The organism is Psychrobacter sp. ASPA161_6, assembly GCF_051970285.1.
GTDB classification, from domain to species: domain Bacteria; phylum Pseudomonadota; class Gammaproteobacteria; order Pseudomonadales; family Moraxellaceae; genus Psychrobacter; species Psychrobacter glaciei.
The window spans coordinates 131,651-155,380 of sequence record NZ_JBEFNJ010000001.1 but is presented as its reverse complement, the minus strand read 5'-3'; the positions used below and the strand labels follow the sequence as shown (position 1 = coordinate 155,380).

20 protein-coding genes are annotated in these 23,730 nt (G+C 43.3%); 8 read left to right on the top strand and 12 right to left on the bottom strand.

Annotation, left to right across the window (positions count from 1 at the left end; translation table 11 throughout):
* Positions 1–35: 35 nt before the first annotated feature.
* The 5 genes from ACTQ9T_RS00635 to ACTQ9T_RS00615 all read right to left on the bottom strand — a co-directional run bounded on the left by ACTQ9T_RS00635 (position 36) and on the right by ACTQ9T_RS00615 (position 4,222).
* Positions 36–488 (bottom strand): heavy metal-binding domain-containing protein, encoded by a 453-nt coding sequence (locus ACTQ9T_RS00635; RefSeq protein WP_440463760.1) that lies wholly within the window; start codon positions 486–488, stop codon positions 36–38.
* A 25-nt stretch (positions 489–513) separates the two neighbouring features.
* Positions 514–1,038 carry a hypothetical protein gene (locus ACTQ9T_RS00630; protein WP_440463759.1) on the bottom strand — a complete coding sequence of 175 codons (525 nt, stop codon included), beginning with the start codon at positions 1,036–1,038 and terminating at the stop codon, positions 514–516.
* Positions 1,039–1,135: 97 nt separating this feature from the next.
* Complete coding sequence (locus ACTQ9T_RS00625) at positions 1,136–1,693, bottom strand: YecA/YgfB family protein (RefSeq protein WP_010201673.1); 558 nt, start codon at positions 1,691–1,693, stop codon at positions 1,136–1,138.
* Positions 1,694–2,213: 520 nt separating this feature from the next.
* A complete protein-coding gene (locus tag ACTQ9T_RS00620; RefSeq protein ID WP_010201674.1) occupies positions 2,214–2,447 on the bottom strand; it encodes a PA3496 family putative envelope integrity protein in 234 nt (77 codons plus the stop codon).
* A 194-nt stretch (positions 2,448–2,641) separates the two neighbouring features.
* Complete coding sequence (locus ACTQ9T_RS00615; RefSeq protein ID WP_440463758.1) at positions 2,642–4,222, bottom strand: hypothetical protein; 1,581 nt, start codon at positions 4,220–4,222, stop codon at positions 2,642–2,644.
* Between the two features lie 565 nt (positions 4,223–4,787).
* Between ACTQ9T_RS00615 and serB the strand changes: the two genes are divergently transcribed.
* The 6 genes from serB (at position 4,788) to hemJ (ending at position 10,497) form a co-directional block, all read left to right on the top strand.
* Positions 4,788–5,978: a phosphoserine phosphatase SerB gene (gene serB / locus ACTQ9T_RS00610; RefSeq protein WP_440463757.1), complete on the top strand. Its 1,191-nt coding sequence runs from the start codon at positions 4,788–4,790 to the stop codon at positions 5,976–5,978.
* 225 nt (positions 5,979–6,203) lie between these two features.
* On the top strand, positions 6,204–7,193 hold the full coding sequence (locus tag ACTQ9T_RS00605; protein WP_440463756.1) for a DUF368 domain-containing protein: 990 nt from the start codon (positions 6,204–6,206) through the stop codon (positions 7,191–7,193).
* 238 nt (positions 7,194–7,431) lie between these two features.
* On the top strand, positions 7,432–7,833 hold the full coding sequence (gene aciT / locus ACTQ9T_RS00600; protein ID WP_227669887.1) for an AciT family ciprofloxacin tolerance protein: 402 nt from the start codon (positions 7,432–7,434) through the stop codon (positions 7,831–7,833).
* 240 nt (positions 7,834–8,073) lie between these two features.
* Entirely contained in the window at positions 8,074–8,580 is a 507-nt protein-coding gene (locus ACTQ9T_RS00595) for an SCP2 sterol-binding domain-containing protein (RefSeq protein ID WP_189585708.1), read from the top strand.
* A 335-nt stretch (positions 8,581–8,915) separates the two neighbouring features.
* Positions 8,916–9,986, top strand: coding sequence for a biotin synthase BioB (bioB, locus tag ACTQ9T_RS00590; protein ID WP_189585824.1), 1,071 nt, complete (start codon positions 8,916–8,918; stop codon positions 9,984–9,986).
* A gap of 76 nt (positions 9,987–10,062) precedes the next feature.
* Positions 10,063–10,497, top strand: coding sequence for a protoporphyrinogen oxidase HemJ (hemJ, locus tag ACTQ9T_RS00585; protein WP_010201681.1), 435 nt, complete (start codon positions 10,063–10,065; stop codon positions 10,495–10,497).
* Between the two features lie 112 nt (positions 10,498–10,609).
* Here the strand turns inward: hemJ and ACTQ9T_RS00580 are convergent, their stop codons facing one another.
* The 6 genes from ACTQ9T_RS00580 to ACTQ9T_RS00555 all read right to left on the bottom strand — a co-directional run bounded on the left by ACTQ9T_RS00580 (position 10,610) and on the right by ACTQ9T_RS00555 (position 19,549).
* Positions 10,610–11,446 carry a hypothetical protein gene (locus ACTQ9T_RS00580; RefSeq protein WP_189585711.1) on the bottom strand — a complete coding sequence of 279 codons (837 nt, stop codon included), beginning with the start codon at positions 11,444–11,446 and terminating at the stop codon, positions 10,610–10,612.
* 302 nt (positions 11,447–11,748) lie between these two features.
* Positions 11,749–12,240 (bottom strand): hypothetical protein, encoded by a 492-nt coding sequence (locus tag ACTQ9T_RS00575; protein ID WP_440463755.1) that lies wholly within the window; start codon positions 12,238–12,240, stop codon positions 11,749–11,751.
* 163 nt (positions 12,241–12,403) lie between these two features.
* A complete protein-coding gene (rph, locus tag ACTQ9T_RS00570; protein ID WP_439293044.1) occupies positions 12,404–13,120 on the bottom strand; it encodes a ribonuclease PH in 717 nt (238 codons plus the stop codon).
* A 259-nt stretch (positions 13,121–13,379) separates the two neighbouring features.
* A complete protein-coding gene (locus ACTQ9T_RS00565) occupies positions 13,380–15,164 on the bottom strand; it encodes an AMP-binding protein (protein WP_201591874.1) in 1,785 nt (594 codons plus the stop codon).
* A 503-nt stretch (positions 15,165–15,667) separates the two neighbouring features.
* Positions 15,668–17,395 (bottom strand): AMP-binding protein, encoded by a 1,728-nt coding sequence (locus ACTQ9T_RS00560; protein WP_189585723.1) that lies wholly within the window; start codon positions 17,393–17,395, stop codon positions 15,668–15,670.
* A 360-nt stretch (positions 17,396–17,755) separates the two neighbouring features.
* Positions 17,756–19,549, bottom strand: a complete 1,794-nt coding sequence (locus ACTQ9T_RS00555; RefSeq protein WP_440463754.1) for a vWA domain-containing protein — start codon at positions 19,547–19,549, stop codon at positions 17,756–17,758.
* A gap of 361 nt (positions 19,550–19,910) precedes the next feature.
* On the opposite strand from ACTQ9T_RS00555, the gene parC reads away from it, so the two are divergent.
* Entirely contained in the window at positions 19,911–22,217 is a 2,307-nt protein-coding gene (gene parC, locus ACTQ9T_RS00550) for a DNA topoisomerase IV subunit A (RefSeq protein ID WP_440463753.1), read from the top strand.
* A gap of 54 nt (positions 22,218–22,271) precedes the next feature.
* Complete coding sequence (locus ACTQ9T_RS00545) at positions 22,272–22,760, top strand: hypothetical protein (protein WP_439293048.1); 489 nt, start codon at positions 22,272–22,274, stop codon at positions 22,758–22,760.
* A gap of 504 nt (positions 22,761–23,264) precedes the next feature.
* Here the strand turns inward: ACTQ9T_RS00545 and ACTQ9T_RS00540 are convergent.
* Entirely contained in the window at positions 23,265–23,729 is a 465-nt protein-coding gene (locus tag ACTQ9T_RS00540; protein ID WP_440463752.1) for a BLUF domain-containing protein, read from the bottom strand.
* Position 23,730 lies beyond the last annotated feature (1 nt).

The following is a 23,730-nucleotide window of genomic DNA, read 5'->3' as shown; positions in this document are numbered from 1 at the left end:
CATAAAAAAGCTTTAGTGTTTTAAAACTTAATTAACTAACCAAAAGGATTGAAACGTGGTAAATCATCCGCTGGAGTTGGCGGTTGCGTTTGCGGATTTTGAGTAGGTGCATTTTGAATAGGTGGAGTGTGACCAGATGGGTACTGTGGCGGTGATGCAGGCTGCTGTTGCACAGGTACTGCTTTGACCGCAGTACCATAGACAAACAGCTCTGACGCACCTTGCGCGATGCTAGAGGTCGAAAATCGCAGACCAACGACAGCATCAGCACCGAGTGCTTCGGCCTTTACAATCATGCGATCTATCGCCTCTTGGCGCGACTCTTCTAGTAGCTCAGTATAGGCAGTCAGCTCGCCGCCAACGATGTTTTTTAGACTGGCGAACAAATCCTTACCGACATGCTTTGAGCGCACGGTACTGCCGTACACCACATCGAGACGCTCGGTGATTTGATAATTGGGTAAGTGTTCAAGGTTGGAGAGCTGCATAATATTTAAGACCTAATTAGAAAAATTAATAAACCTGTTCGGCTATATGTCTACACAGTGCATCTAAATAAGAGTTTTCCGCCTCTTTTTCGGTGTTACCTACATCCATAGTAGCTACTGTTTTCAAATTCTCTAATAAACCTGCATTGATACTCAAATCTTTTTCTTCTTTCTGCTGTAAAACTTTGCGGTCCTGCAATATCTTATAGTTATAGGCAATTCTTGGTCTAGAAACTGATTTTTGCATACCAAAAGCTTCACCAGTATAAACTCTCTTATAATCTATATTTATATTTACACTAGCTTTTGCATTCGCTTGATACTTGCCCTCTTTAGACAACTCAGTAACTAAACACTTACTCAGGTAGTATTCAATATCACCTTGACTATAAAATACAGGGTTATCATATTTTTGATTTAAATTGACATTGACAGAGTCTAACTTCACCTTCGCTACACTAACATTGTCTTTAGTTGATAGAGTAGAAGTTGTTGCGCATCCTGATGCCAAACCTGCGATTAAAAGTAGTGGTAGTAATGATTTTTTCATATTTCTCTCTAATCTAACAAGCTAATATTATTATAGCAGCGCTTTAAGTAAAGCTAGAACCACTCTCAATTACGATAAAAGGTATTTTTTTTAACTGTTAGTCGTTGGTATGAAACAACAAAAACAGCTCAGTCAAATTGCCTTCGATGCTATTGGCCATCTGTACCATTTTGTCTTCGTCTTTACGCATCTCAGATAGCTCTGGATCTTCATCATCGATACCGCTTAGTACGATCATTGGTAAGGTCAATACTGCCACGTCTTCTGCGGTGTCTTGATCTTCAAACCAATCACTGGCTTCATCGCCATACATGGCATCGACAAAACCAATTGACCAAGCAACGATATCTGACTCGTCAGAAAAATCGACAGCCACTTCTTCGTCGCCAGCACCTTCACCAAACGGTAGCTCGATAGGTGTCTCATTTTTTAGTTCAGCGATGATAGAGTCGCGCCAGCGCTTAATGCCATCGATGACATTTTCTGGAATCTCACTAGCATGACCTTCAAATAGCGCATCCATCCAATTAGGCAATGGACGACCGATGACTGTCGCTGTCAGAAAACCATGCGCGGCGACACTATCGAGCACAAACTGGCTCTCTTGATTGTCCAAATAATCTAGTAATTCATCAAAACTTAGTTGGTTACTCATGATGTAATAATCCTTGAAAGATGGATTGCGTCAGTCACCACAAACGACCGATTAAATGTCTGATGGTGAATAAGAAGAGGATAGCAATTGCTTGGATGACACACCTAAAACCAAACAACCTTTATAAAATAAATTTATTGAATATAGCGAGGGCGTGTCATCATTTAGATTGTGAGGCCTAAAATAAGGGAAATTGCAGCCAAACAAGAAAGAAATTGCCGTAAATATGAATCTATTGACAAGATTTCTGACGACATTTGGCAAAATTCAACCATTTTAAGACCACTAAATGTATCCATGTGCTAATTGATGAAACGCCCTAAGTGGCACAGCAATCATTAAGAACTAAAATCAAGCGTTCAAAACCAAGCATTGAAAACCAAAATATGGTACAGCCAGCTTAGCACAATTCAGTCACGATCAACCCCTAAGGCATTGGCTTAGTTTGGTTTACTTGGCCTACTTTAATCGTATCATCTGCTTGGCTAACCTAACAGGATCCTTAACTTAAGTCTAAAACCTAAAAATCATCATCCCAATCATCGCCATCTTCATCGAAGTTATCTAGATCGTCAAGATCGTCTTTTAACTCTTTAGCCAAACGCTTTTCTTCTAGCAAATTATCGATTAGTCGACGCTTCTCAAGACTACTTAGGCGCGTACGCACACTAGTCTCAGCCTCTTCTACCATCTTTGCATCATCATCGTCGACAAAATCATCATCAAAATCGTCGTCAATATCAGCGTCACTCATGACAAACTCCTATCATTTTTTGGCAAGGGTATTAAAAATACGTGAATATATATATGCCTTATAAAGTCTCTACTGGGCATTGTCAATCCTTTTTATCACTATGCCCTATTTAGCAACAAACACAAGAACAATCGTAAAGGCTATCTCGCAGGCAATTGTAGAGAAAGTGGCAGCATTAATAGCGATGAAGCATATTACTCATCCGTTTCTTCAATCATCAGAACTGCGTTACGGACATCTGCCAAACGCTGAATCATCGAGTCATTGCCACCATCAAATATCGCGCACTCACGCTCATAGACAGTTGTCGGACGCATGATGCTGTGTACTTGAACATGGTTGCTGATTTGTTTGAGTCCAGCATTAGGCAGCAATATCAACATCTGCTCTTTTTTGCCCACACTTTGTAACAGTTGGGTCATGGCATCGGCTTGGGCATCATCACTCACGCCAGCTTTGGCTGACAAGGCAAAACGCGACAGTTCAATATGCTTGTCGTGGATGATCTTATTGAGCATCAGGTAGAGCTTGCCAAGCATCACGCCTGCTAGCGCGACTTTGGCATGGCTATTATCCGCTTTGAGCACCGCACAGGCACCGCTTTCGTCAAAGCGTGGTTCATTCATCGCACTCACACCCATCAACAGCGGTTGTTTGAGTAGCTCGGTTATTGCCTGATTGAGTAACTGCGTACATAGCGCAAGGTAAGGCAAGCGCTGGGAAGGCGCTAGACGCTCAAGCATATTAAATTCGTCATGAAATACGATTTGGACACTGACCGTGTCAACTGCGCGTGTGGCAGATAGCTTAGCGGTAGATAATTGAGAGGTACTGCCATTGACTTTATGAGTGCCATTATCACTGCTGCGCCCATCGTTTTGCGTTGCATCGGTAGCCTGATCATCTGTACGATATTCAGAAGTATTGTCAGCATTAAGACCGGTGTCTTCCGTCATCGCATCTTGATTCTGCTGCGCCCTTAGATAGGCATTGACTTCATTATGGACGTCAATTTTGCGGGTATTTGTATTTTTATCATTGGTTTCAGCAGTCACTTGATTATCATCAAGATTACGACCTTCATTTTTACTGCTACTGTTTCTAGTGCTACTGTTTCTAGTATTGTCATTCTCGTTATCGGCTGAGCGCTTGTCATTTGAACCATTCGCATCATCCGCATAGCCACGATCATTCTCGCGAGCATTCTCACGATAGTCACTGCGTTGATCAACCTGCCGATATTGCTCGCGATATAAATCTTCGACATCACGGCTGAGCGCATTGATTTGCTCTTTAGTAGGACGAGCCAGATAACCATAAATCAGCCAAAGCAACAAATGCAGCAGCATAGTACCGATGACAAACGGCCATTGCATAGCGATAATCTCGCCCTTGCTAATATCTTTTAATGTCAACGACACACTGCCAATCACCGCATCGCCATTGGTGGCGATCTGACGAATGGTATCGCCTTGCTGCATTGGCGCATTGCCAACAGGCACCAAGATGTCGTCGTTGTTGTCTTTAATCAGTATCCGTGTGACGTCTTGCTCGCTGGTATAGCGATTGGCAATAACGCTGAGACTGACACGGTCTTTGTTTTCTAAAGACAACCTTGCCTCATCAATCAGCTGGGCGACCATCTGCTCGCCTTTTAACGCACGACTTTTGCTCAGCTGTTGGTCGGTACTGATGACCAATAATAGAGTCTGCAAACAAAAACTAACCAGAAGAATAATGGCAAACAACCCTTGCCGCGGCGCTAAATACGTCATGATATGGTAAACTTTTTTGGAGAAGAGAAATTAAAAAACGAGGCTACTGCTCATTTTTTGGCTAATTTTTAGAAAATTGTGATGCGTGCATATTGATAGAGCGTTACTGAAACCAATCACCATTATTTAAACTACTATGACGGCAAATAGCTCTCGCCCATCGGACTAAACTTAACTCATGATAGTATCGCAATCTGCATCATTAACACCGCTGCTGTCTTTGCCACAACATCGTTGTAGTCGATTCAATTTAAAAGTAGTACAAGGCAACCGAGTGTAGATGTATATGTGATACTTCAAGCGAGGTTAACGCTGTAATACTTTTATAGTGGAATGACTATACCAAGTGGTCAGTTTATCTCATCTACTATATCACCATAATAAGCCTTATAGCGTTAGTCGCTTTATAAATTTATCATGCTAACTTTATCGCATTTGAGCAGTTTTTGCGCCCTGACAGGCAATTTTAGACACCTGCGATACTTTGCGCGTCATCTATAGGCGCTGCTCAGTAAAACTGTTATTATTCCCAATCTTATATGAGCATACAAGGGACAATTGAGCCATGCCAAAAAATACCTCTTATTCGTTACCAAAAGACAGCAAAGCATGGCAACAAGCCGTCGATTCTATTGCGGCATTATTACCTGATGATACCAATTTGCAAGATTTTGATGCGCTACAGTCGCTGCCTGTTTTTGCACTCATCGTAGTGCTGCCGACTCAAGTGTCAGCAATGGATATTCATCGATATATTCAGTCGTGGGTCGATGAGCAACCAAGCTGGCATTTGGTAACCGTCGCCGAAGACACCGATGCAAGCTTTGTCAATATCACGGTTTCTGATACAGAACCGATGGCAGCAGATGCGCAACGTCTTCCCTTTACCCATGCGCAAGTATTCCGCTATCTACTGGTGCCAGTAACCGACACGCTCATGCACCCTGGCAAGAAGACGGCGGCGGCTCATATCATCGATGATCAATTGACCACGCGCTTGCGTCATGACTTGGCCGAGCAATATAAAAAAACGCACAGCGCGGATATTGCGGACGACTTAAACGTTGTTGATTGCCATATTTTATCTGTCGGTCATATGCTGCGTACCCACAAGCTTGCCTGCTTTGATATGGACTCAACGTTGATTGAACAAGAAGTCATCGTAGAACTGGCAAAAACAGCGGGAATTGGTGAAGAAGTCGAAGCCATCACTGAGGCGGCGATGCGCGGTGAGATTGATTTTGATGAGTCATTCGCTCAGCGTGTGGCGTTATTAAAAGGTATCTCAACGGATGTGCTCGATGATATATGCAGCCGCTTAACGCTATCTGTGGGCGCTCGCACTACCATCAGCGCACTAAAAGCCTTGGGCTATCATACGGTATTGGTGTCTGGCGGCTTTACTTATTTTGCCCGTTATATTGCTGAGCAATTGGGCATTGACGAAGTTCATGCCAATGCTTTAGACATCGACGAAGGTGAGGTCACTGGCCACATACAATTACCCATCGTTAATGGTACTAAAAAAGCCGCTATCGTCGAACATACTGCTGAGCGTTTGGGTATCGAGATGTCACAAGTGGTCTGTATCGGTGACGGTGCCAATGATTTGCCGATGATGGCGATTGCTGACTTGGGGGTCGCGTATCATGCTAAGCCTATTGTGCAAGCACGTGCCGATGCAGCGATTAATGTGACTGGTCTAGAAGGCGTGCTCTACGCGCTTGGCTATCCCGCACTTGCTCCTACTGAGTAATGTCTAAATGCTGGACACACTATAAAAAGCTAGGTTAATGTCTTTGTCATTAATCTGGCTTTTATATTTATAGTTTTTATATTTTGTTGCCACTGACTATGGCGCTATTTTAATAACACAATTTGAACCTTACTGCCTGAGCATGACTTTAGTCTAACTCATGACTTTACTCTAAATATTGGCACTCACCTTCAACGCTCATCTTAAATCACTCAAGGACTGTCTATGACGGCACCCCAATCACCCAAACCAAGCGAGTCGTCAGTGCCGCAACCATTAGATACCAGTGTGACTACCACTGACAGCCCAAAACAGCTATTAGGCGTCTATTTCAAAGGTATGGCCATGGGCGCCGCTGATATCGTACCTGGTGTCTCTGGTGGCACCATTGCACTAATTGCAGGTATTTACGAACGCCTGATTAATGCACTTAGTAGTATTGGCCCTCATCTGTGGCAGATATTCCGCCAAGAAGGTGGCATCAAAGGTTTAGTTGCGGTTTGGCGACAAGTGGATGCCACTTTTTTATTATGTCTGCTACTCGGTATTGCCACCAGTTTTTTGACCTTGGCTGGTATGATCAAGCATCTACTGGACAATGAGCCATTACTGATTTGGTCATTCTTTTTTGGGCTGGTTGTCGCAACCGTATTTATTTTATTAAGCGAAATTAAGCGCTGGAATATAGGGCGAGCAGTACTGTTTATCATTGGGATAGTAACAGCTGTTACTATCAGTAGCTTGCCTTTACTGACCACCACTCCAAGCTTACCCTATCTGTTTTTTGCCGGAGCCATTGCTATTTGTGCGATGATTTTACCGGGTATTTCAGGGTCGTTTATCTTACTGTTGATGGGGGCATACGATACGGTATTGGAGGCTGTCCATACTCATAATTTCACCATTATTTTTACTGTTATGGCGGGTATGGCAACGGGATTATTATTATTTACTCGTGCGCTTAAATGGTTATTGTCTCGCTATTATCAAGCTACATTAGCCTTGCTCACAGGCTTTATCGCCGGATCTTTGGTTAAAGTCTGGCCGTGGAAAGTCGACGCCTTAGGTTCTCTAAATAGCGAGGCGATCACCAATGTCATGCCATGGCAATATCCTACTGGCGCGCACTGGTTAAGCACAGTCGGACTTATGCTACTCGGTGCTATTTTAGTCTCGCTATTGTCTTGGTGGGGCAACCGTACCAATCGAGCTTAGCCCTGCCTCAAGCTTGTATTAATCTCATCTAGAATTAGCAAAACCTTCTCGTCGTTCCCAATAAAAAGCGCCCATTCTTGCGGCGCTTTTTCTAGCAACTCCCCACGCTAAATGGTCAAAATCATTCAAAAAACCAAACGTCAACGGTTGTCGCAAAGTCGCCTACACCCTCTTCAGCTTTGTTCAATAACCTTTCATAATAGACTCATTGGAATTCACCTTATGAATAGCGAGATGAATGATGTTACTGACTATTTTTTCTTTTATCGGTGTTGATGCGTGGAGCAGCGCGGCATGGCTTGGTTATGGGCTGCTAGCAGGTGTGGTCGTGGCACTTGCTCTCTCATCGCATCGTTGGCTCTTGCTATATCTGTTTGGCGGCATGGTCTACTGGTTGAGCGTCGAAGTTATCCAAAATATCTTGTCAGGTCGCCCTACACTATCAGAGCTTTCAGAATGGCACAGCTACGTCATCGCTATTGGAATAAGCTGGCTACCTTTGGCGGTCTGGGTGCTGTATCGAGCATTACGCTACGACGATGTGAGTCAGTCTGTCAGTCAGCAGCGCGAGTTGGAAGCGGCTCGCTATGTCGAGCACACACCTGTTTACGACGACGATTATCAGCCGCGTTTTCATTAGACAGCTAAACAGAAAACCATTAAACAGAAAGTAGATAATCAAAAATCAAGTAATCAAAAACACAGATGCCAAGCAATCGGTCAACCTTAAACGACCAATGTTACAAGATACTTAACACGCTCTACTTAACTCCTAAAGAATTGATACCACTCAATAGTTTATAATCTAATTATATATTTATCATAAAAACTGGTATAAAGTACGCTTTATTGTTATGCCCCACCCTTTAGGAGTTCCACTATGTTTACTATTCCTGTATTAGATATCAAATCTGACCCATTAGATGCATTATTGGCCGTGGTTGGTTATCGCTTGTCTATGCTAGCTGATAGCGACAATGAAGACGTCAAAGCACTATTTGCTGATCGCAAAGTCACGATTGAATTTGCCAGTACTGAATCTGATATTGCCCGTTCTTTTAGCTTTGATAATGGACAGTTTAGCCAACATAGCGGTCATGCAAAAGAAGCGGACTTAACCATCAATTTCAAAGACTCTATGACTGGCGTTAAGCTTTTGACCCAAGGCAGTCTGCCTGCTTTTATGACAGCAGTACAAGAAGGTAACCTGAGCATCGAGGGTGATTACAGTCTAATGATGTGGTTCAACAAGCTTGCCAAACACATCGTGCCAGCCATTCCAGAAGAGTGTAAGCCTTATCTTGATAAAGCCAAACCTTATGCCTATAAAGCACAGAAATTTGCTGAGCATTGGGTTGGTGTTGCTAAGCATAAATTGGGTAAATAGTCAGACATAAACAGTTAAATAAATGAATAGCCAGCAATGACTATTGATGTGCCTCTAAGATGTTTCTAATGTGCTTAATTGTAGTCATTCTAAATACTATCTAGTCTCGTTCTGACTTTCTAAAAAGGTTGCGGTATACTATATCGCAGCCTTTTTTATTGTTTTAGAACCATTAAATACTTTAAAACAATAAAAGACGCAAATATCCATATTTTTAATACCGTTATAAAAGGACTTATATTATGGCAGGACTGCTTAGTATCTCAGAACCTAACGCCGACAGCCAAACTGACACACTTAACAATCAAGCCAATACAACCAATGAGTTGTTGGCGATGCTAGCCACAGACGCGATTAAAACAGACCAAAATGTGACCAGCAAACACAGCCGTGAACAAATTTCTCAGCTCTTTGATTTGCCTTTGATGGATTTATTATTACAAGCACAAACTATCCACCGTCAACATTTTAAAGCGAATGAAGTGCAAATCAGCACCTTACTGTCTATTAAAACAGGTAACTGCCCAGAAGACTGTGGCTATTGCTCGCAATCAGGTCATCATCGCGATACCACCAACCTGCAAGCAGAGAAACGCATAGAAGTCGATAAAGTCATTGCCGCTGCTAAACGTGCCAAAGCCAGTGGCTCATCACGCTTCTGTATGGGTGCGGCGTGGAAACATCCTAGCGCCAAAGACATGCCCTATGTGGTTGAACTGGTCAAAGAAGTAAAAGCGTTAGGTCTTGAGACCTGTATGACGCTTGGTATGCTTGATACCAATCAAGCAACGCAATTGGCGGATGCAGGATTGGATTATTACAATCATAATTTGGATACCTCGCGCCGCTACTATGAGCAAGTTGTCAGCACGCGCAGCTATGACGAGCGCTTAGATACTATCAATAACGTGCGCAACTCAGGTATCAATGTCTGTAGCGGCAACATCGTTGGTATGGGTGAAAGCCGTGACGATCGCATCGACTGGGTACACGAGCTGCTAAAAATGCCCAAAGCACCAGAGTCGATTCCGGTCAATCTATTGGTGCCCATTAAAGGCACCCCGATTGGCGATAAGGTGTTAGCAGAAGGTCAGCTGCCTGTACTTGAATGGATTCGTACCATTGCCGTGGCACGTATTTGCTGCCCAACCAGCTATGTGCGCCTGTCGGCTGGTCGCGAAAGCCTATCTGACTCTGAGCAAGCACTGGCCTTTATGGCAGGTGCCAATTCATTCTTTTATGGTGACAAACTTCTGACCACTGGTAACGCCAGTCAATCAGGCGATGACAGACTCATGCGTGAGCTTGGTCTAACAAAGCAGTTTGCCGCACCAAGAGCGCCTAGAGTATTGCCTGTGATGGATGCGATGAACGGTCATCAAACACAAGTCGTGATGGCTGATTAAGGCCTGATGAACACATTCCACTTTACCGTATAACCAACTAGCAGTAGACAATCAAAGCTGAGTAAGAGAAACCTAGATGGCAGACTATTTTAACTGGATTAAAGCAGCACACATTATTTCTATGGTGTGCTGGTTTGCGGCGATTTTCTATTTGCCACGCTTGTTTGTTTATCATGCGATGAGTGATGATAGCATTAGCCAAGAGCGCTTTACCATTATGGAGCGCAAGCTCTATCGCGGTATTATGACACCGTCGATGATAGCGACATGGGTATTCGGTCTATGGATGTTAGGTCTAGGCTGGGATGTGTATAAAACTCAAGGTTGGCTACACGTTAAGCTCTTGCTGGTCGTACTACTGTCTGGCTATCATGGCGCATGCGGCTTTTATCGTAAAAAACTGATGGATAATCCACATTATAAGTCGCATAAATTTTGGCGCTGGTTTAATGAAGTGCCAGTATTTGCTTTGGTCATTATCGTAATTTTAGTGGTGGTAAAACCTTTCTAGAGCTCAGTACAATGGCTAATTTCTAGAACTAACGGCCTAAAAATAAAAAGCGTCCGCTACTTTAATAAGTAACGGACGCTTTTTTTATCACACTATGTGGTGCTAGGGATGCTTAGACACTAGGGCGCATGATTTGATAAACATTGCTCAAATCATAAACACGATAACGTGCAGGTTCGCGTCGGTTTTCGCCCGCATAACTGAGTATCAAGGCTTGCTTTGCACGCTCATCGACCCAGCCGACGAACAGTCCACTATGCTCAACACCATTGTAGCCATGATTAATATAGTAGAGCCAATCCCCGACTTCAATCTCGCCACTATTGGCGTACGGACCTTGACCATAAGTCCCTCTATGCACCGTATCACGCGTCACCCCTGCCCGTTTAAATACCGCATCCAGATAATCCCAACAGCCGCCTTGAATAATCGATCGCTCGTTCAGTGCCATTTTGCGCGCTGTACTCACCACCTCACGCGCTGCCATATTGCTTTGGGTCTCAGCATTACTGAGCAACGGTAAATACTCACTATCGACGTTGTCATAATTACCGGATAAAAATGCTGGTAGCGCGCTAGGTGCTTGACGTTGTACGTCAGGATAACGATAAGAAGTATTGACAGCTGGCGGATTCGCGTAAGGGTTGTTGTTAGAATAACTAGTGGTTGAATAAGAGGGAGTACTAGTTGGTCGAACATTGACAGGGCTTGATCGATAGCTGCCAGCACGTTGAATCGTAGAGCGTGTACTCACTTTGGCAGCAGGTACCGCAGCATGCGTTGGTGTATAACGGGCACTGTACTCAGGCTGGACGGACTTTTGCGCAATAAGCGCGCTCATACTATCTGCATGGGCTTGACCTACCACACCGACAGTGAGTAGCAATAGACTGCACGACATACTACATGACGTTGTGACCGACGACATAGACACTGGCAAACGCGACATGACTAGCTCCTTGTCAATAGCATCGCAATGATAGCATTAACAATAATAGGGGTTGGATTTCCAATCCTATTTATAAACTATTTAAGCGTGCATCTGCAAGCATTATTCCTTTTTCATTGACGATAAAAGGTATAAAAAGACAGACTAGTGGTAGTAGAGAAAAAGGGTTTAGACAAGCGATAAAAATGTAAGTACGAATAATACGGGAGTGGGATAGAAATTTTTAGAAAAGTATAAGCTCACAATTATAAGGCTAGGGCGTGTCCTCATTTTTAAAATGAGGACACGCCCTAGTAAAGACGCTAATCGCTGCTCATCTTAATATTGACATGGCGCTTTGTCAGCGCTTGACCTTGCAAGATAGCTTTAGCAGCGGTTGCCTCTTGGACAGTCTCAAAGCCGCTAATATGATACTTATGTGCATTGTCACTATCGCAAATTTGTAGCTGTTCGCCGATAAGCTTGACGTCATCACTATCGATCAAATGGATGTGCTCACGCTTACCATTATTGTCATGCACCAGCTCGCCAGCTCGCACCCATAAAATGCCGTTATTAATAACGCCACTCATGGCCTTTTTGCGTTGTTGGCGTTGCTTATTAAAAATAAAACTACCGATAATAAGCAAAGCAAGCGCACCAATAGCCAAGCGCTCAGAGAGTAGACTCATGGCCATAGCCACTGCAACTGCACCAATAAGCAATGCTGACCCAAACCAAAACAGACCATTATCAGCCGTTTGCGGTTGAGCCTGCAGAGTGATTTTGGCACCATCATCAGTCAGCTTGAGCATGCGTTACTACCTGTTGCAGAACCACTGTTTTTTGAGAGACAATTATCTTTTAAAAGACAACCATGTGTTTTAGCAAACAACTATCTGTCAAAAGACACTTAACTATCGAAGATTAACAATAGCATCAAAAAAAAATTTCATTATCTTAAACATTAACAGTGAATTACCAGCCTAACGCTGTTTTTTGCATCGCAATAAGCTCTGCAATGCCTTTTTCTGCCAGTACCAACATATCGTCTGCTTGCGCACGGGTGAATGGCTTTTCTTCTGCCGTACCTTGTAGTTCAATGAACTCACCTTTCTGAGTCATCACCACATTCAAGTCCGTATCACAGCTGGCGTCTTCTTCGTAGTTCAAATCTAGATACGCTTTGCCATCTTTCATACCAACAGAAACCGCAGCGACCAAGCCAATCAATGGGTCTGCTTTCAGCTTTTTGGTTTTTTGGATACTTTCTAACGCATCGATGAGCGCGATAGCTGCGCCAGTCACACTAGCGGTACGAGTACCACCATCTGCTTGCAACACATCACAATCAAGATAAATGGTGTTTTCGCCCAGCTTGCTCAAGTCAATCATGGCACGCAAGCTACGACCGATGAGACGTTGAATTTCTTGTGTGCGACCTGACTGCTTACCACGTGCCGCTTCGCGTTGATTACGGGTATTGGTCGCTCGTGGCAACATACCGTATTCTGCCGTGATCCAGCCCTTACCCTTACCTTTGAGCCAACGCGGTACGCCTGATTCAACACTGGCTGTGCAGAGTACTTTGGTATCGCCAAAGCTGACTAATACAGACCCTTCAGCATGCTTAGTATAATGGCGCTCAAAGCTGATCGAGCGAAGTTGGTCAAGCTCACGATTGTCAATACGCATAAAAATTCCTAGTACGATGTTTTAAAAGCAATGTCATAAGATAAGGGGTCTGTCATTATTTGAGTAATAGCCAGTATTTATTTAGCGAAACACTCAAGTTCCGAAACTCTTGCATTCCAACATACTGACACTCCGAAATAAAGGATAACTGGATGCCTTAGCAGACCTAAATATTACGACATCCTAACGTGGCGACGGCGCAATAGCAAGATTCACTCAAGCTATTGCGCCGCTGTTGCCATTAAATGTGGCGCTTACTTTATTCTAAACCTTCCATCTTACGCAATTCTTTACGGAGGATTTTACCCACGTTTGATTTTGGTAATTCGTCAACGAACTGCACGTGACGCGGACGTTTGTAACCAGTCAACTGCTTTTTGCCAAAATCAAGCAGCTCTTGCTCAGTCACATCGCCTTTTTTGACCACAAAGATTTTTGGTTCTTCGCCACGATCATCGTTCGGAATACCAATGGCACCACACTCTACCACACCTGGATGCTCGCTCATGGCTTCTTCGATTTCGTTTGGATAGACGTTAAAGCCAGAGACCAAAATCATGTCTTTTTTGCGATCAACAATTTTTATAAAGCCTTTTTCGTCCATGATACCGATGTCACCCGTTTTTAGGTAACCGTTGACAGTAAAACTCTCGGCGGTTTCTTCTGGACGATTTTGATAACCAATCATCACCTGAGGACCTTTGACACAGATTTCACCACGATCGCCTAAGGCGACTTCATTTTCATCATCATCAATCAGTATCACATCGGTGCTAGAAGCCGGAATACCAATTTTACCCGTGAATTCAGCGATGGTCATCGGGTTAAAAGCAACCACAGGGGATGTCTCAGACAAACCATAACCTTCGACGATAGGTAAACCAGTGATTTTATGCCACTCTTTTGCCACACTTGGCAATACCGACATACCACCGCCAATCGAGGCTTTTAAGTTAGAGAAATCTAGGTCGGCAAAACTGTCTTTATGTACCAAGCCATTAAATAAGGTATTTACCGCAGGGATAAAAGCAGGTTTGTATTTACCCATCTCTTTGATCAAGCCGTCAAGATCACGTGGATTTGGAATAAGTAAACCAGCACAACCTTGGTACATGCTATACATCCCACAAACCATAAATGAGAACACATGGTATAGCGGTAGCGCCGTCAAAAGAACATCAGTAGCTTCGATATCATCTTCAAAAGCGCTGTCCATGAGCGCACTAATCTGTAGCATATTGGCTATTAAGTTGCCATGAGACAACATCGCGCCTTTAGCAACACCGGTCGTGCCACCAGTATATTGTAACAACGCCACATCGCTTAGATTCATGTCAGGGCGCTTATACTCGCTAGCTGAGACCGCATTTAGCGCATGCTTAAAGCTGGTGCTCTCTGGCAAACTATAAGACGGAATCATTTTTTTGACATGGCGAGCGACGAGGTTGACCACGGTTCCTTTCACCGTGCCGAGCATATCACCGAGCTTACAGACAATGACGTGCTTGACCTGACCTTTGTCTTCTGCCTCTTCGTAAGTCTTGGCAAAGTTTTCGACGATAAACAATGCTTTGGCACCACTGTCATGCAACTGGTGCGACAATTCGCGGCTGGTATACAACGGGTTGACATTGACCAACACCATACCTGCCCGAATGATGCCTAGCATCACAATAGGATATTGCAAAATATTGGGCATCATCGCCCCTACTTTGTCGCCTTTGACCAGTCCTAACGACTGTAAGTAACTGGCTATCTGGCGACTGTATAGGTCTAATTGCTTAAAGCTAATAGAGGCGCCCATACAGATATAGGCAGGTTTTTGTCCATACCGGCTAAAGTTGCGTTCGAACACTTCAAGTAAAGAGGTACTGTCATCTGGCATATCGATAGTCGCATCGATATTGTAGCGCTCGTAAGCATTCAGCCAAGGACGGTCACTAGCTATCGTCGGCATCGTAGGAAAGGTGTTGGTCTCAATTGTTGACTGAGCATCTTTAGCCGCGCTGTCGTTTGTTGTCTCTTTATTGATATTGTCCGTCATAACTTCCCCTAAATATTACCGTTAAAAAGATAGAATAATCTGATGAAAATATCCTGAACGTCAGGATTGTTTATGTATTCCAATAAATGAACAATCCTGACACTCATCACTAAGCCTACTACAAATCAGGCAAAAAGGTTAAGCCGCTAATACGTTTTTACGACGATAATCATGCCAGCTCTATAGCGCCAAACTCATGCGATTCTATCGCTAAATAAGAAAATATATCGGCAGGCACTATAGCAGTTCTGCTAAGGCGTGTCTTCAATTTAAAAATGGTGATAAAAATGAGATAAATTGCCGTCAAACAAGAAAAATAGCGCAAATAATATCGGGATATTAACCAGCTATTTGACGCTGATAGAAACAAACAAAAATGATAAGGCAGTATAGAACCGGCCTTATCATTTTTGGTCATTACGAAATTTTATACCACGATAGTTGTTATCAGCTCCAATAAAAGGCGGCTGATAACAAACTGTCTAGTATTAACTATTGATTATCTAACCGTGGTTTTTTTCTTCAAGCACTCGTAAATCTTTGCGTAGGATTTTACCGACGTTAGATTTTGGTAGCTCATCAATAAACTCAACATGGCGAGGACGTTTGTAACCAGTTAGGTTTTCTTTACCATAAGCGATGACTTCTTCGGCTGTCAGGCTGTTGTCACTACGTACCACGTAAATCTTCGGTACTTCACCGCTCTTCTCATCATCAATACCGATAACACCACACTCCAAAATCTTTGGATGCGTTGACATGGCGTCTTCAACTTCGTTTGGATAGACGTTAAAGCCAGACACCAAGATCATATCTTTTTTGCGATCGACAATTTTAAAGTAACCTTCTTCATCCATCACACCGATATCACCAGTACGGAAATAACCGTCTGAAGTCATGACTTCCGCCGTCGCATCTTCACGCTTCCAATAACCTTTCATGACCTGCGGGCCGCGAACACAAATCTCGCCACGCTCACCAAGGGCCACTTCATTGCCTTCTTCATCCAAGATGGCCATATCAGTCATAGGCATTGGCAAACCAATGTTACCGGAGAACTCCCCTGTACCATGCGGATTTGCTGAGGCAACAGGAGAAGTCTCTGACAAACCATAGCCTTGTACAATTACATTACCAGTAATCTTCTGCCATTTTTCGGCCGTGTCTTTCAATACTGCCATGCCGCCGCCCATAGACATCTCAAGCTTGCTATGATCTAGCGCTTGGAAAACTTCGCTGTTGGCCAGGGCATTAAACAGGGTATTAACCGCAGGGAAAAATGCTGGTGGATAGTCTTTGTAAGCTTTGATCAAGCTGGCACCATCGCGTGGGTTTGGCACGAGTAGACCGATACAACCACGGTATAGACCAAACATACCACATACGGTAAATGAGAAAATATGATATAGCGGCAGAGCGGTCATAATGACTGGCTGCTCATTACTACCATCAAACTTATCAAAAGCATCACCTAGATACGTATCGCTTTGAATCAGGTTGGCCACCAAGTTACCATGGGTCAGCATCGCACCTTTTGCCACGCCCGTAGTACCACCCGTGTACTGAAGTACCGCGACGTCGTCGAGACCGATATTGTTAGGGCGTTTATAGCTTTTGGCTGGGAAGCGATGTAGTGCTTTTTTGAACTTAACGCTGCCTCTAATATGATAATCAGGCACCATTTTTTTGACATGACGCACAACGGTATTAACGATCAGACCCTTTAATGGGCTCATCAAATCACCCATGGACGCCACGACCACATGATCAACCAAGTCCTTGCCAATATCTTCATAGGTTTTGGCAAAGTTCTCTAAAAGAATCAAAGCTTTGGTATCAGAATCTTCTAACTGATGCTCAAGCTCCTTGGTGGTATAAAGCGGATTAACGTTGACCAAGGTCATGCCAGCGCGAAGTACACCCAATACAGAAACGGGTAACTGCAAAATGTTTGGCATCATGACCGCAACTTTATCGCCTTTTTTTAGCCCAAGTGACTGTAGATAGGCAGCAATTTGTTTGCTATAGCAGTCTAAATCTTCGTAAGAGAGCTTAACATCCATACATACGAACGCAGTTTTGCCTGCGTGATTGATGAAGTTCTGCTCAAGTACGTCAATTAAAGAGGTGTTAGCAGCTGGCATGTCAATATTGTACTGAATACCAAGTTTTTCGTAAGTTTTGACCCATACCTTGTCATTACGACGAATGAGGTTACCTTGATTTTCCATAATCTTATCTCTCCTAGTAATAATAATGCGTTATCGTCCACCCATACCAATCACAGAGTGATAAACATACGAAACATCGGAGCGCAAGCAAACCCTCTTCAGGGTGGCAAGGCTGACGACGTCGACGTATGGTGATGAGTAAACAATGTAGCAGCAAATAGCCCTTTGTTCTTTAACATACACACTTTGTACAAACTACTCAATACAAAAGATTGCTACCTGAGTTCGTAAAGCACCTTGACGTAGTATATTACTATTTATATCAATAGCCTATCTATAAAATAATAGCCATATCCACCAGTTTTCACTACTAAACAATTATCCATTTATATCAGTTGCTATCGTCTGATATGCGTTGCATTAGCGCTTGCCGTCAAGCGCACTACCAAGCTCGGTCAACGTCACAAAGTTACGGCGCGTGCCATCTGTGTCACTGCTTGGTTTATCTGCGATACTGTTTTTTGCAAGCTTTGTGCTATCACTGTATTGCCAATTATTAATATATTCACTTTGGGTTAAACGTTGACCAAAGCCCGCTACCGCCACGACAAACTGGGTGTCAATATTGGCTTTATCCAAAGCATGACTGGTGTTGTTAATCGGTTGACTAATCAGTTTAGAGCTACCGCCTGTAGGCGCTTTATAACGGATTTTTAGATAGCCAAGTTCATTAGAGTTTTGTTTGTTATTCGAACTAATACTGGCATTGCTATTAGCATAACGGCGATCGCTATATAACCCTTTTTGACCTTTTGGTGTCACTTCAAACAAGGCGATAACTGCCTTGCCTGCCCCGAGCTCCCCTGCATCAATTTTGTCATTATTGAAGTCTTCTTCAGCCAGTACGCGATTTTCATAACCGATCAAACGCCACTCACTCACCACATCAGGATTAAACTCAACTTGGACTTTTACGTCTTTAGCGACGGTGTTAAATGTCGCTGCTAACTCATCACCAAAGACTTTCTTAGCCTCAGTTAAGCTGTCGATATAACTATAGTTACCATTACCATTGTCTGCCATCTGCTCCATCATGTGGTCATTGAGATTACCACGCCCAAAGCCAACCGTAGACAAAGAGATACCACGATCGCGATTGTCTTTGACCAAATCCAACATCTCATCGACATCACTGATACCGACATTAAAATCGCCATCCGTTAACATCATAATTCGATTGATGCCGTTCTTTTTTAACGCCTGCTCAGCTTGTCTGTAAGCCAGTTTGAGTGCATCTTCTCCATTGGTTGAGCCTGCCGCGCTTAAGCTTTCAATCGCAGCCAGTATTTTCGCTTTTTGGTCACCACTGGTCGCAGGCAATGCCACGCTGGTACTGCCCGAATACGTGACGATACTGATGCTATCTTGAGCGCGCATTTGTTCCGTCAATAGTTTAAGCGACGACTGTGCCAATGGTAGCTTATCGCGCGACGACATAGAGCCTGAGACATCTACTAAGAATACGAGATTGGCAGGTGGCATAGACTGTTTATCAGTTTTCTGTGACCAGCTACTATCAACGGCTTTGATGCCAACCTTGACGATTTTATTGCCTTGATCTGCTCTATCCCACGGCGAATCAACCACTTCAGTTGATACAACAAATGGTGCGTTGCCAAGGCGTTTGCCATCATCAAATTGATAGTTAAAATAGTTGATCATCTCCTCTACTCGTACAGCATCGACGGGTGGCAACTGTCCTTCATTTAAGTAGCGGCGCACATTGGCGTAGCTGCCTGTATCCGTATCGATAGATAAGGTCGATATCGCCATGTCCGTAGTTCGATGTACAGGATTCGCCTCGTTTTTTTGATAGTTGTCTTTCGTCTCTGGTGTGACTATGATGCTCGGTGACGGACGTATGACACTTGTCTGGGGTGCAGAACGTATCATCATCTGTTGTCCGCTGGCCAAGTTTATGGCAATGGGTGACGCCATGACAGATTCTGACATCACCGCTGCATCTTGTTCCACGGTACTGCTTGTCTCGGCTGGCACAGACTTACTTATTTGTGAGGGACTACAGGCTGTCAATCCTAGACTGGCTACAACACTAATTAACAGTGCATTTTTAGTGAAATTTTTGCCTATGGGTTTGGTTCTGTTTTCAATAACGGCAGGTGTAAGCATTTTTGACAAATGGTCAGATGACATGGCAGATATTCCTTATTGCAAATAGGTCAATGGCAGCGTGTTCGTATCGACACATTACGCCAATGATAAATGAATGATAGATGAATGACATAAGATAAACGCGCTCAAATATTGGAACACTTATTAATAATATAAAAAACAAATATTAGATTTACTATACTCAACTTAATCCATAAAAGCTATGTATCAGAACATCATAAGAAGGCTCTATAAAAGAAAAATATAAGCGCGTCACGACCTGTCGTCTATTCTGACTTATGCCTTTTTAATTCTGCCAATTTCCTTTACGATAGCACTATCCTATTTGTACGCTTGCACCAATTATCTATACCTATTAAAACTGATAAGTGAATCCTATTTTATGTCTGATGTTATTGATCATACGATCGCCCCAATTATTCCCAATGAGCCGATGGATACTCGCTCAGTCGCAGAGTTCACTGAGCAGGCCTATCTCAACTATGCCATGTACGTCATCATGGATCGGGCGCTGCCAAACATCGCTGATGGCCTAAAGCCAGTACAGCGCCGCATCGTCTATGCGATGAGCGAGTTAGGCCTAAAATCGACTGCCAAGGCTAAAAAATCTGCACGTACGGTCGGTGATGTGTTGGGTAAATATCACCCGCATGGTGATAGTGCTTGTTATGAAGCGATGGTACTGATGGCGCAGCCGTTCAGCTATCGCTATCCGCTCATCACGGGTCAAGGTAACTGGGGTAGCCCAGATGATCCAAAATCATTTGCGGCGATGCGTTATACCGAAGCCAAAATGTCTGCTTATGCCAATACTTTGCTCGCAGAGTTAGGTCAAGGCACAGTCGATTGGCAAGATAACTTCGATGGCACGATGCAAGAGCCAACAACCCTACCTGCCCGCCTACCTAACATACTATTGAACGGTACAACAGGTATCGCGGTCGGTATGGCGACGGATATCCCACCGCATAACCTGAATGAAGTGGTACGCGCAGCGATTCGTCTATTAAAAAACCCAGAACTGTCAGTTAAGCAGCTTACCCAGTCGATACCAGCGCCAGATTTGCCAACGCCAGCTGAAATCATTACCAGTAAAAAAGACTTGCAAGCGATGTACGAGACTGGTCGTGGCAGCTATAAAATGCGTGCGACGTTCCATGTTGATCCTAAAGAGAAAAACCTCGTCATCATCAATGCGCTACCCTACCAAGTTTCAGGCAACAAAATCCAAGAGCAAATCGCTAAGCTCATGACCGACAAAAAGCTGCCGTGGATTACTGATATTCATGATGAGTCAGATCACGAAAATGCCTGCCGTATCGTGCTTGAGCTAAAATCAACACGGGTCGATGTCGATCGCGTCATGAGCCATTTGTTTGCCAGTACGGATCTAGAAAGCAATTATCGCGTCAACATGAATATGATTGGCTTAAATGGTAAACCACAGGTCAAAAACCTAAAAGAAATCCTAGAAGAATGGCTAGTCTGTCGCCGCTCAGTGGTCACCCGTCGCTTACAATATCGCCTCGATAAAATCGACAAGCGCTTACATATCCTCGCAGGTTTGCTGATTGCTTATCTTAATATTGATGAAGTCATTCGCATCATTCGCGAAGAGGACGATCCAAAATTATCGTTAATGCAAGATTATGACCTGACTGACATCCAAGCCAATGCCATCTTGGATATTCGTCTGCGTCAGCTCGCTAAACTAGAAGAGATTGAGCTACGCCGCGAGCAAGATGAGCTGGCTGCCGAACGTGCGATCATTCAAGAGTATCTGGACAATCCAGACAGTCTGACCAATCTGATGATTGACGAGCTGACAGCCGATATGAAAGAACATGGCAATGAGCGCGTATCACCACTGGCAGAGCGCGAAGAAGCGCAAGCATTAAAAGAATCTGACCTTGTACCGAGCGAGCCTGTCACCGCCATCCTATCAAAAGCAGGCTGGATTCGTGCTGCTAAGGGTCATGACGTCGATGCCGCTGGCATGAGTTACCGTTCAGGTGATAGCTATCAAGCGCACGTCCGTGGTAAATCTAATGAAAGAATCTACGTACTCGACAGCACTGGACGCAGCTACAGTATCGATGCGCATAGCCTTGCTTCGGCGCGTGGTCAAGGCGACCCGTTGACTAGCGTATTAAAGCCACCAGCCGGTGCCAGCTTTGAGCAGCTATTAACGGGTGCTGACGAACAACGCATCATTCTTGCCAGCTCTGCAGGTTATGGTTTTATCAATACCGTCGGTAATCTAGATAGCAATCAAAAGGCAGGGAAAAATGTCATTAACCTAGCCACTGATAGCCGATTGCTTCCTGTTGCACGTATTGATGCACCAGCAGAAACGACTGCCAATGCTGATGGTGAGAATAGCAATACACGCGTAGCACCTGACCATATCGCCGTCGCAACCAATGCAGGATATTTACTGATATTTGGCCTCGATGATCTGCCTGAGCAAGCTCGCGGCAAAGGCAACAAACTTATCAAGTTAAAAGATGGCGAAGAGGTGCTTACTATCACGCCACTGAATCAGCAAGACAGCCTTATTATTACTGCTGGCAAACGCCATGTGACACTCAAGCCGAATGACTTGGCTAACTATACGGGTGTACGTGGTAATCGTGGTGGCCAGCTACCAAGAGGCTTTCAGAATGTGACCAGTGTTGAGGTTGGGTAGTTTTTGGATTTTAGAAAGTCAGGCTACGTCTGCTAATTGTCTTAGGATAGCTTTATGAGCAAAATTTTTGAACTCGATGACTTTGAAATAAACTCAGATATTTCTGGTATCGAAGTAGAGTATTATGCGATCTATTTTTTTTACTTGATTGAGTGGGCTTATTCAAGAAAGCTACTCTCAGATGAGCTAGAAACTTATGCACTCTTTATTACTGATATAGAACGAGTAAGAAATAAAAAAATAGATTGCTTTGATTTCTTATCAAAACAAATGGACTTTAAACTCTGTACGAGTTTTTTTAAAGACGATATTGTCATTGAGTTTGTTAAACTCTATATAGGCATTGATTATGATCCTCACATTAGGGAACATATGTGGCAAGGAGGTGGATTATGGATTCAAACTGAGTTGATCACGAATACTTATAAACCTATGGAAAGCAAAGCCTTAATGGAAGATATAGATAGTACGTTTAAATTATTTTTAGAAATTAATCATCCTGATAAAGTTGGAGACTACTTTCCATTGAGGTATAAGAGATAATATATAGCATTTAATTTTTCGTAGGGTGCGTTCCACGCACCGATTGAAGTAATAGCCTCTTAAAAAGCGTATAGAAAAAATCCTATAAGTAACTAAGTCAAACTATCAACTCTGCCGTAACTCCAAAATTGAAATGACTAAATCCTCTTCATTAGTCAGATACTGCTACAGTAAATCCGTCATTTTTACTAGCTCATCGTGTAATTGCTCGACAAGCGCTTTGTCTTGCACCACCCTTTTCACCAGCTTATCAATTTGAATTTTCAGGGTATCAAGTAGCATATTGAGATAATTGTAGTCATGACCTAATATCTCAAAATCAGGTGCGAACTGAGAATATAGTCAGTTCAATATAAAAGAGGTACGTTCAAAATAGCGTTCTACTGGGATGTATTTTCCTCGCTTGCTGTGCGCTTCGCACTCCAGAGGCTTCGCCAAATTTATCCCAGAATCACTGTATTCTTTTTAAATTGGATCGACTATACCCGTCTAAAATTCGCTGGACTATTTTTCCTCAAATATTGCTTTTAAAAAGCTTTCAATCTGAGTACTTGTCATTAGATAGGGATTATAGTCAGAACCTGCTGAAAAGCTTTTTAGGGCATACTCTTCATCTTCAGCGCTTGACGTAAGATGTTTGACTAAAAACCCATTCCATTGACGCGATTCTATTTCCTCTATATTGACAATATTAGGAAAAATGGCTGAGTGCTCGTCAAGTATTTTTTCTAAGGCAGTATTGATAGCAGGCCTTGTTCCTTGAAAACTTTGAACGAAGTAGCCTTCACTAATGACTAACGCTGAAACGATATCGTTTTCTTCAAAATATCTGCGCCAGTACTCAAGTGCACGAGTCAGCTCAATTCCAGAGTCCAAATCGACATTTTTAGCGATATATGTCATGTTGATAAGAATATGCTCGCCACTTCTTTTTTTACTTTCTGGAGTATGGCTTGTCGTTGTATGCATA

What these genes read in the sequence shown, in the direction of transcription:
- ACTQ9T_RS00635 (WP_440463760.1), bottom strand. Translation starts at nt 488, where the DNA reads ATGCAGCTCTCCAACCTTGAACACTTACCCAATTATCAAATCACCGAG.
- ACTQ9T_RS00630 (WP_440463759.1), bottom strand. Translation starts at nt 1,038, where the DNA reads ATGAAAAAATCATTACTACCACTACTTTTAATCGCAGGTTTGGCATCA.
- ACTQ9T_RS00625 (WP_010201673.1), bottom strand. Translation starts at nt 1,693, where the DNA reads ATGAGTAACCAACTAAGTTTTGATGAATTACTAGATTATTTGGACAAT.
- ACTQ9T_RS00620 (WP_010201674.1), bottom strand. Translation starts at nt 2,447, where the DNA reads ATGAGTGACGCTGATATTGACGACGATTTTGATGATGATTTTGTCGAC.
- ACTQ9T_RS00615 (WP_440463758.1), bottom strand. Translation starts at nt 4,222, where the DNA reads ATGACGTATTTAGCGCCGCGGCAAGGGTTGTTTGCCATTATTCTTCTG.
- serB (WP_440463757.1), top strand. Translation starts at nt 4,788, where the DNA reads ATGCCAAAAAATACCTCTTATTCGTTACCAAAAGACAGCAAAGCATGG.
- ACTQ9T_RS00605 (WP_440463756.1), top strand. Translation starts at nt 6,204, where the DNA reads ATGACGGCACCCCAATCACCCAAACCAAGCGAGTCGTCAGTGCCGCAA.
- aciT (WP_227669887.1), top strand. Translation starts at nt 7,432, where the DNA reads ATGATGTTACTGACTATTTTTTCTTTTATCGGTGTTGATGCGTGGAGC.
- ACTQ9T_RS00595 (WP_189585708.1), top strand. Translation starts at nt 8,074, where the DNA reads ATGTTTACTATTCCTGTATTAGATATCAAATCTGACCCATTAGATGCA.
- bioB (WP_189585824.1), top strand. Translation starts at nt 8,916, where the DNA reads ATGCTAGCCACAGACGCGATTAAAACAGACCAAAATGTGACCAGCAAA.
- hemJ (WP_010201681.1), top strand. Translation starts at nt 10,063, where the DNA reads ATGGCAGACTATTTTAACTGGATTAAAGCAGCACACATTATTTCTATG.
- ACTQ9T_RS00580 (WP_189585711.1), bottom strand. Translation starts at nt 11,446, where the DNA reads ATGTCGCGTTTGCCAGTGTCTATGTCGTCGGTCACAACGTCATGTAGT.
- ACTQ9T_RS00575 (WP_440463755.1), bottom strand. Translation starts at nt 12,240, where the DNA reads ATGCTCAAGCTGACTGATGATGGTGCCAAAATCACTCTGCAGGCTCAA.
- rph (WP_439293044.1), bottom strand. Translation starts at nt 13,120, where the DNA reads ATGCGTATTGACAATCGTGAGCTTGACCAACTTCGCTCGATCAGCTTT.
- ACTQ9T_RS00565 (WP_201591874.1), bottom strand. Translation starts at nt 15,164, where the DNA reads ATGACGGACAATATCAATAAAGAGACAACAAACGACAGCGCGGCTAAA.
- ACTQ9T_RS00560 (WP_189585723.1), bottom strand. Translation starts at nt 17,395, where the DNA reads ATGGAAAATCAAGGTAACCTCATTCGTCGTAATGACAAGGTATGGGTC.
- ACTQ9T_RS00555 (WP_440463754.1), bottom strand. Translation starts at nt 19,549, where the DNA reads ATGTCATCTGACCATTTGTCAAAAATGCTTACACCTGCCGTTATTGAA.
- parC (WP_440463753.1), top strand. Translation starts at nt 19,911, where the DNA reads ATGTCTGATGTTATTGATCATACGATCGCCCCAATTATTCCCAATGAG.
- ACTQ9T_RS00545 (WP_439293048.1), top strand. Translation starts at nt 22,272, where the DNA reads ATGAGCAAAATTTTTGAACTCGATGACTTTGAAATAAACTCAGATATT.
- ACTQ9T_RS00540 (WP_440463752.1), bottom strand. Translation starts at nt 23,729, where the DNA reads ATGCATACAACGACAAGCCATACTCCAGAAAGTAAAAAAAGAAGTGGC.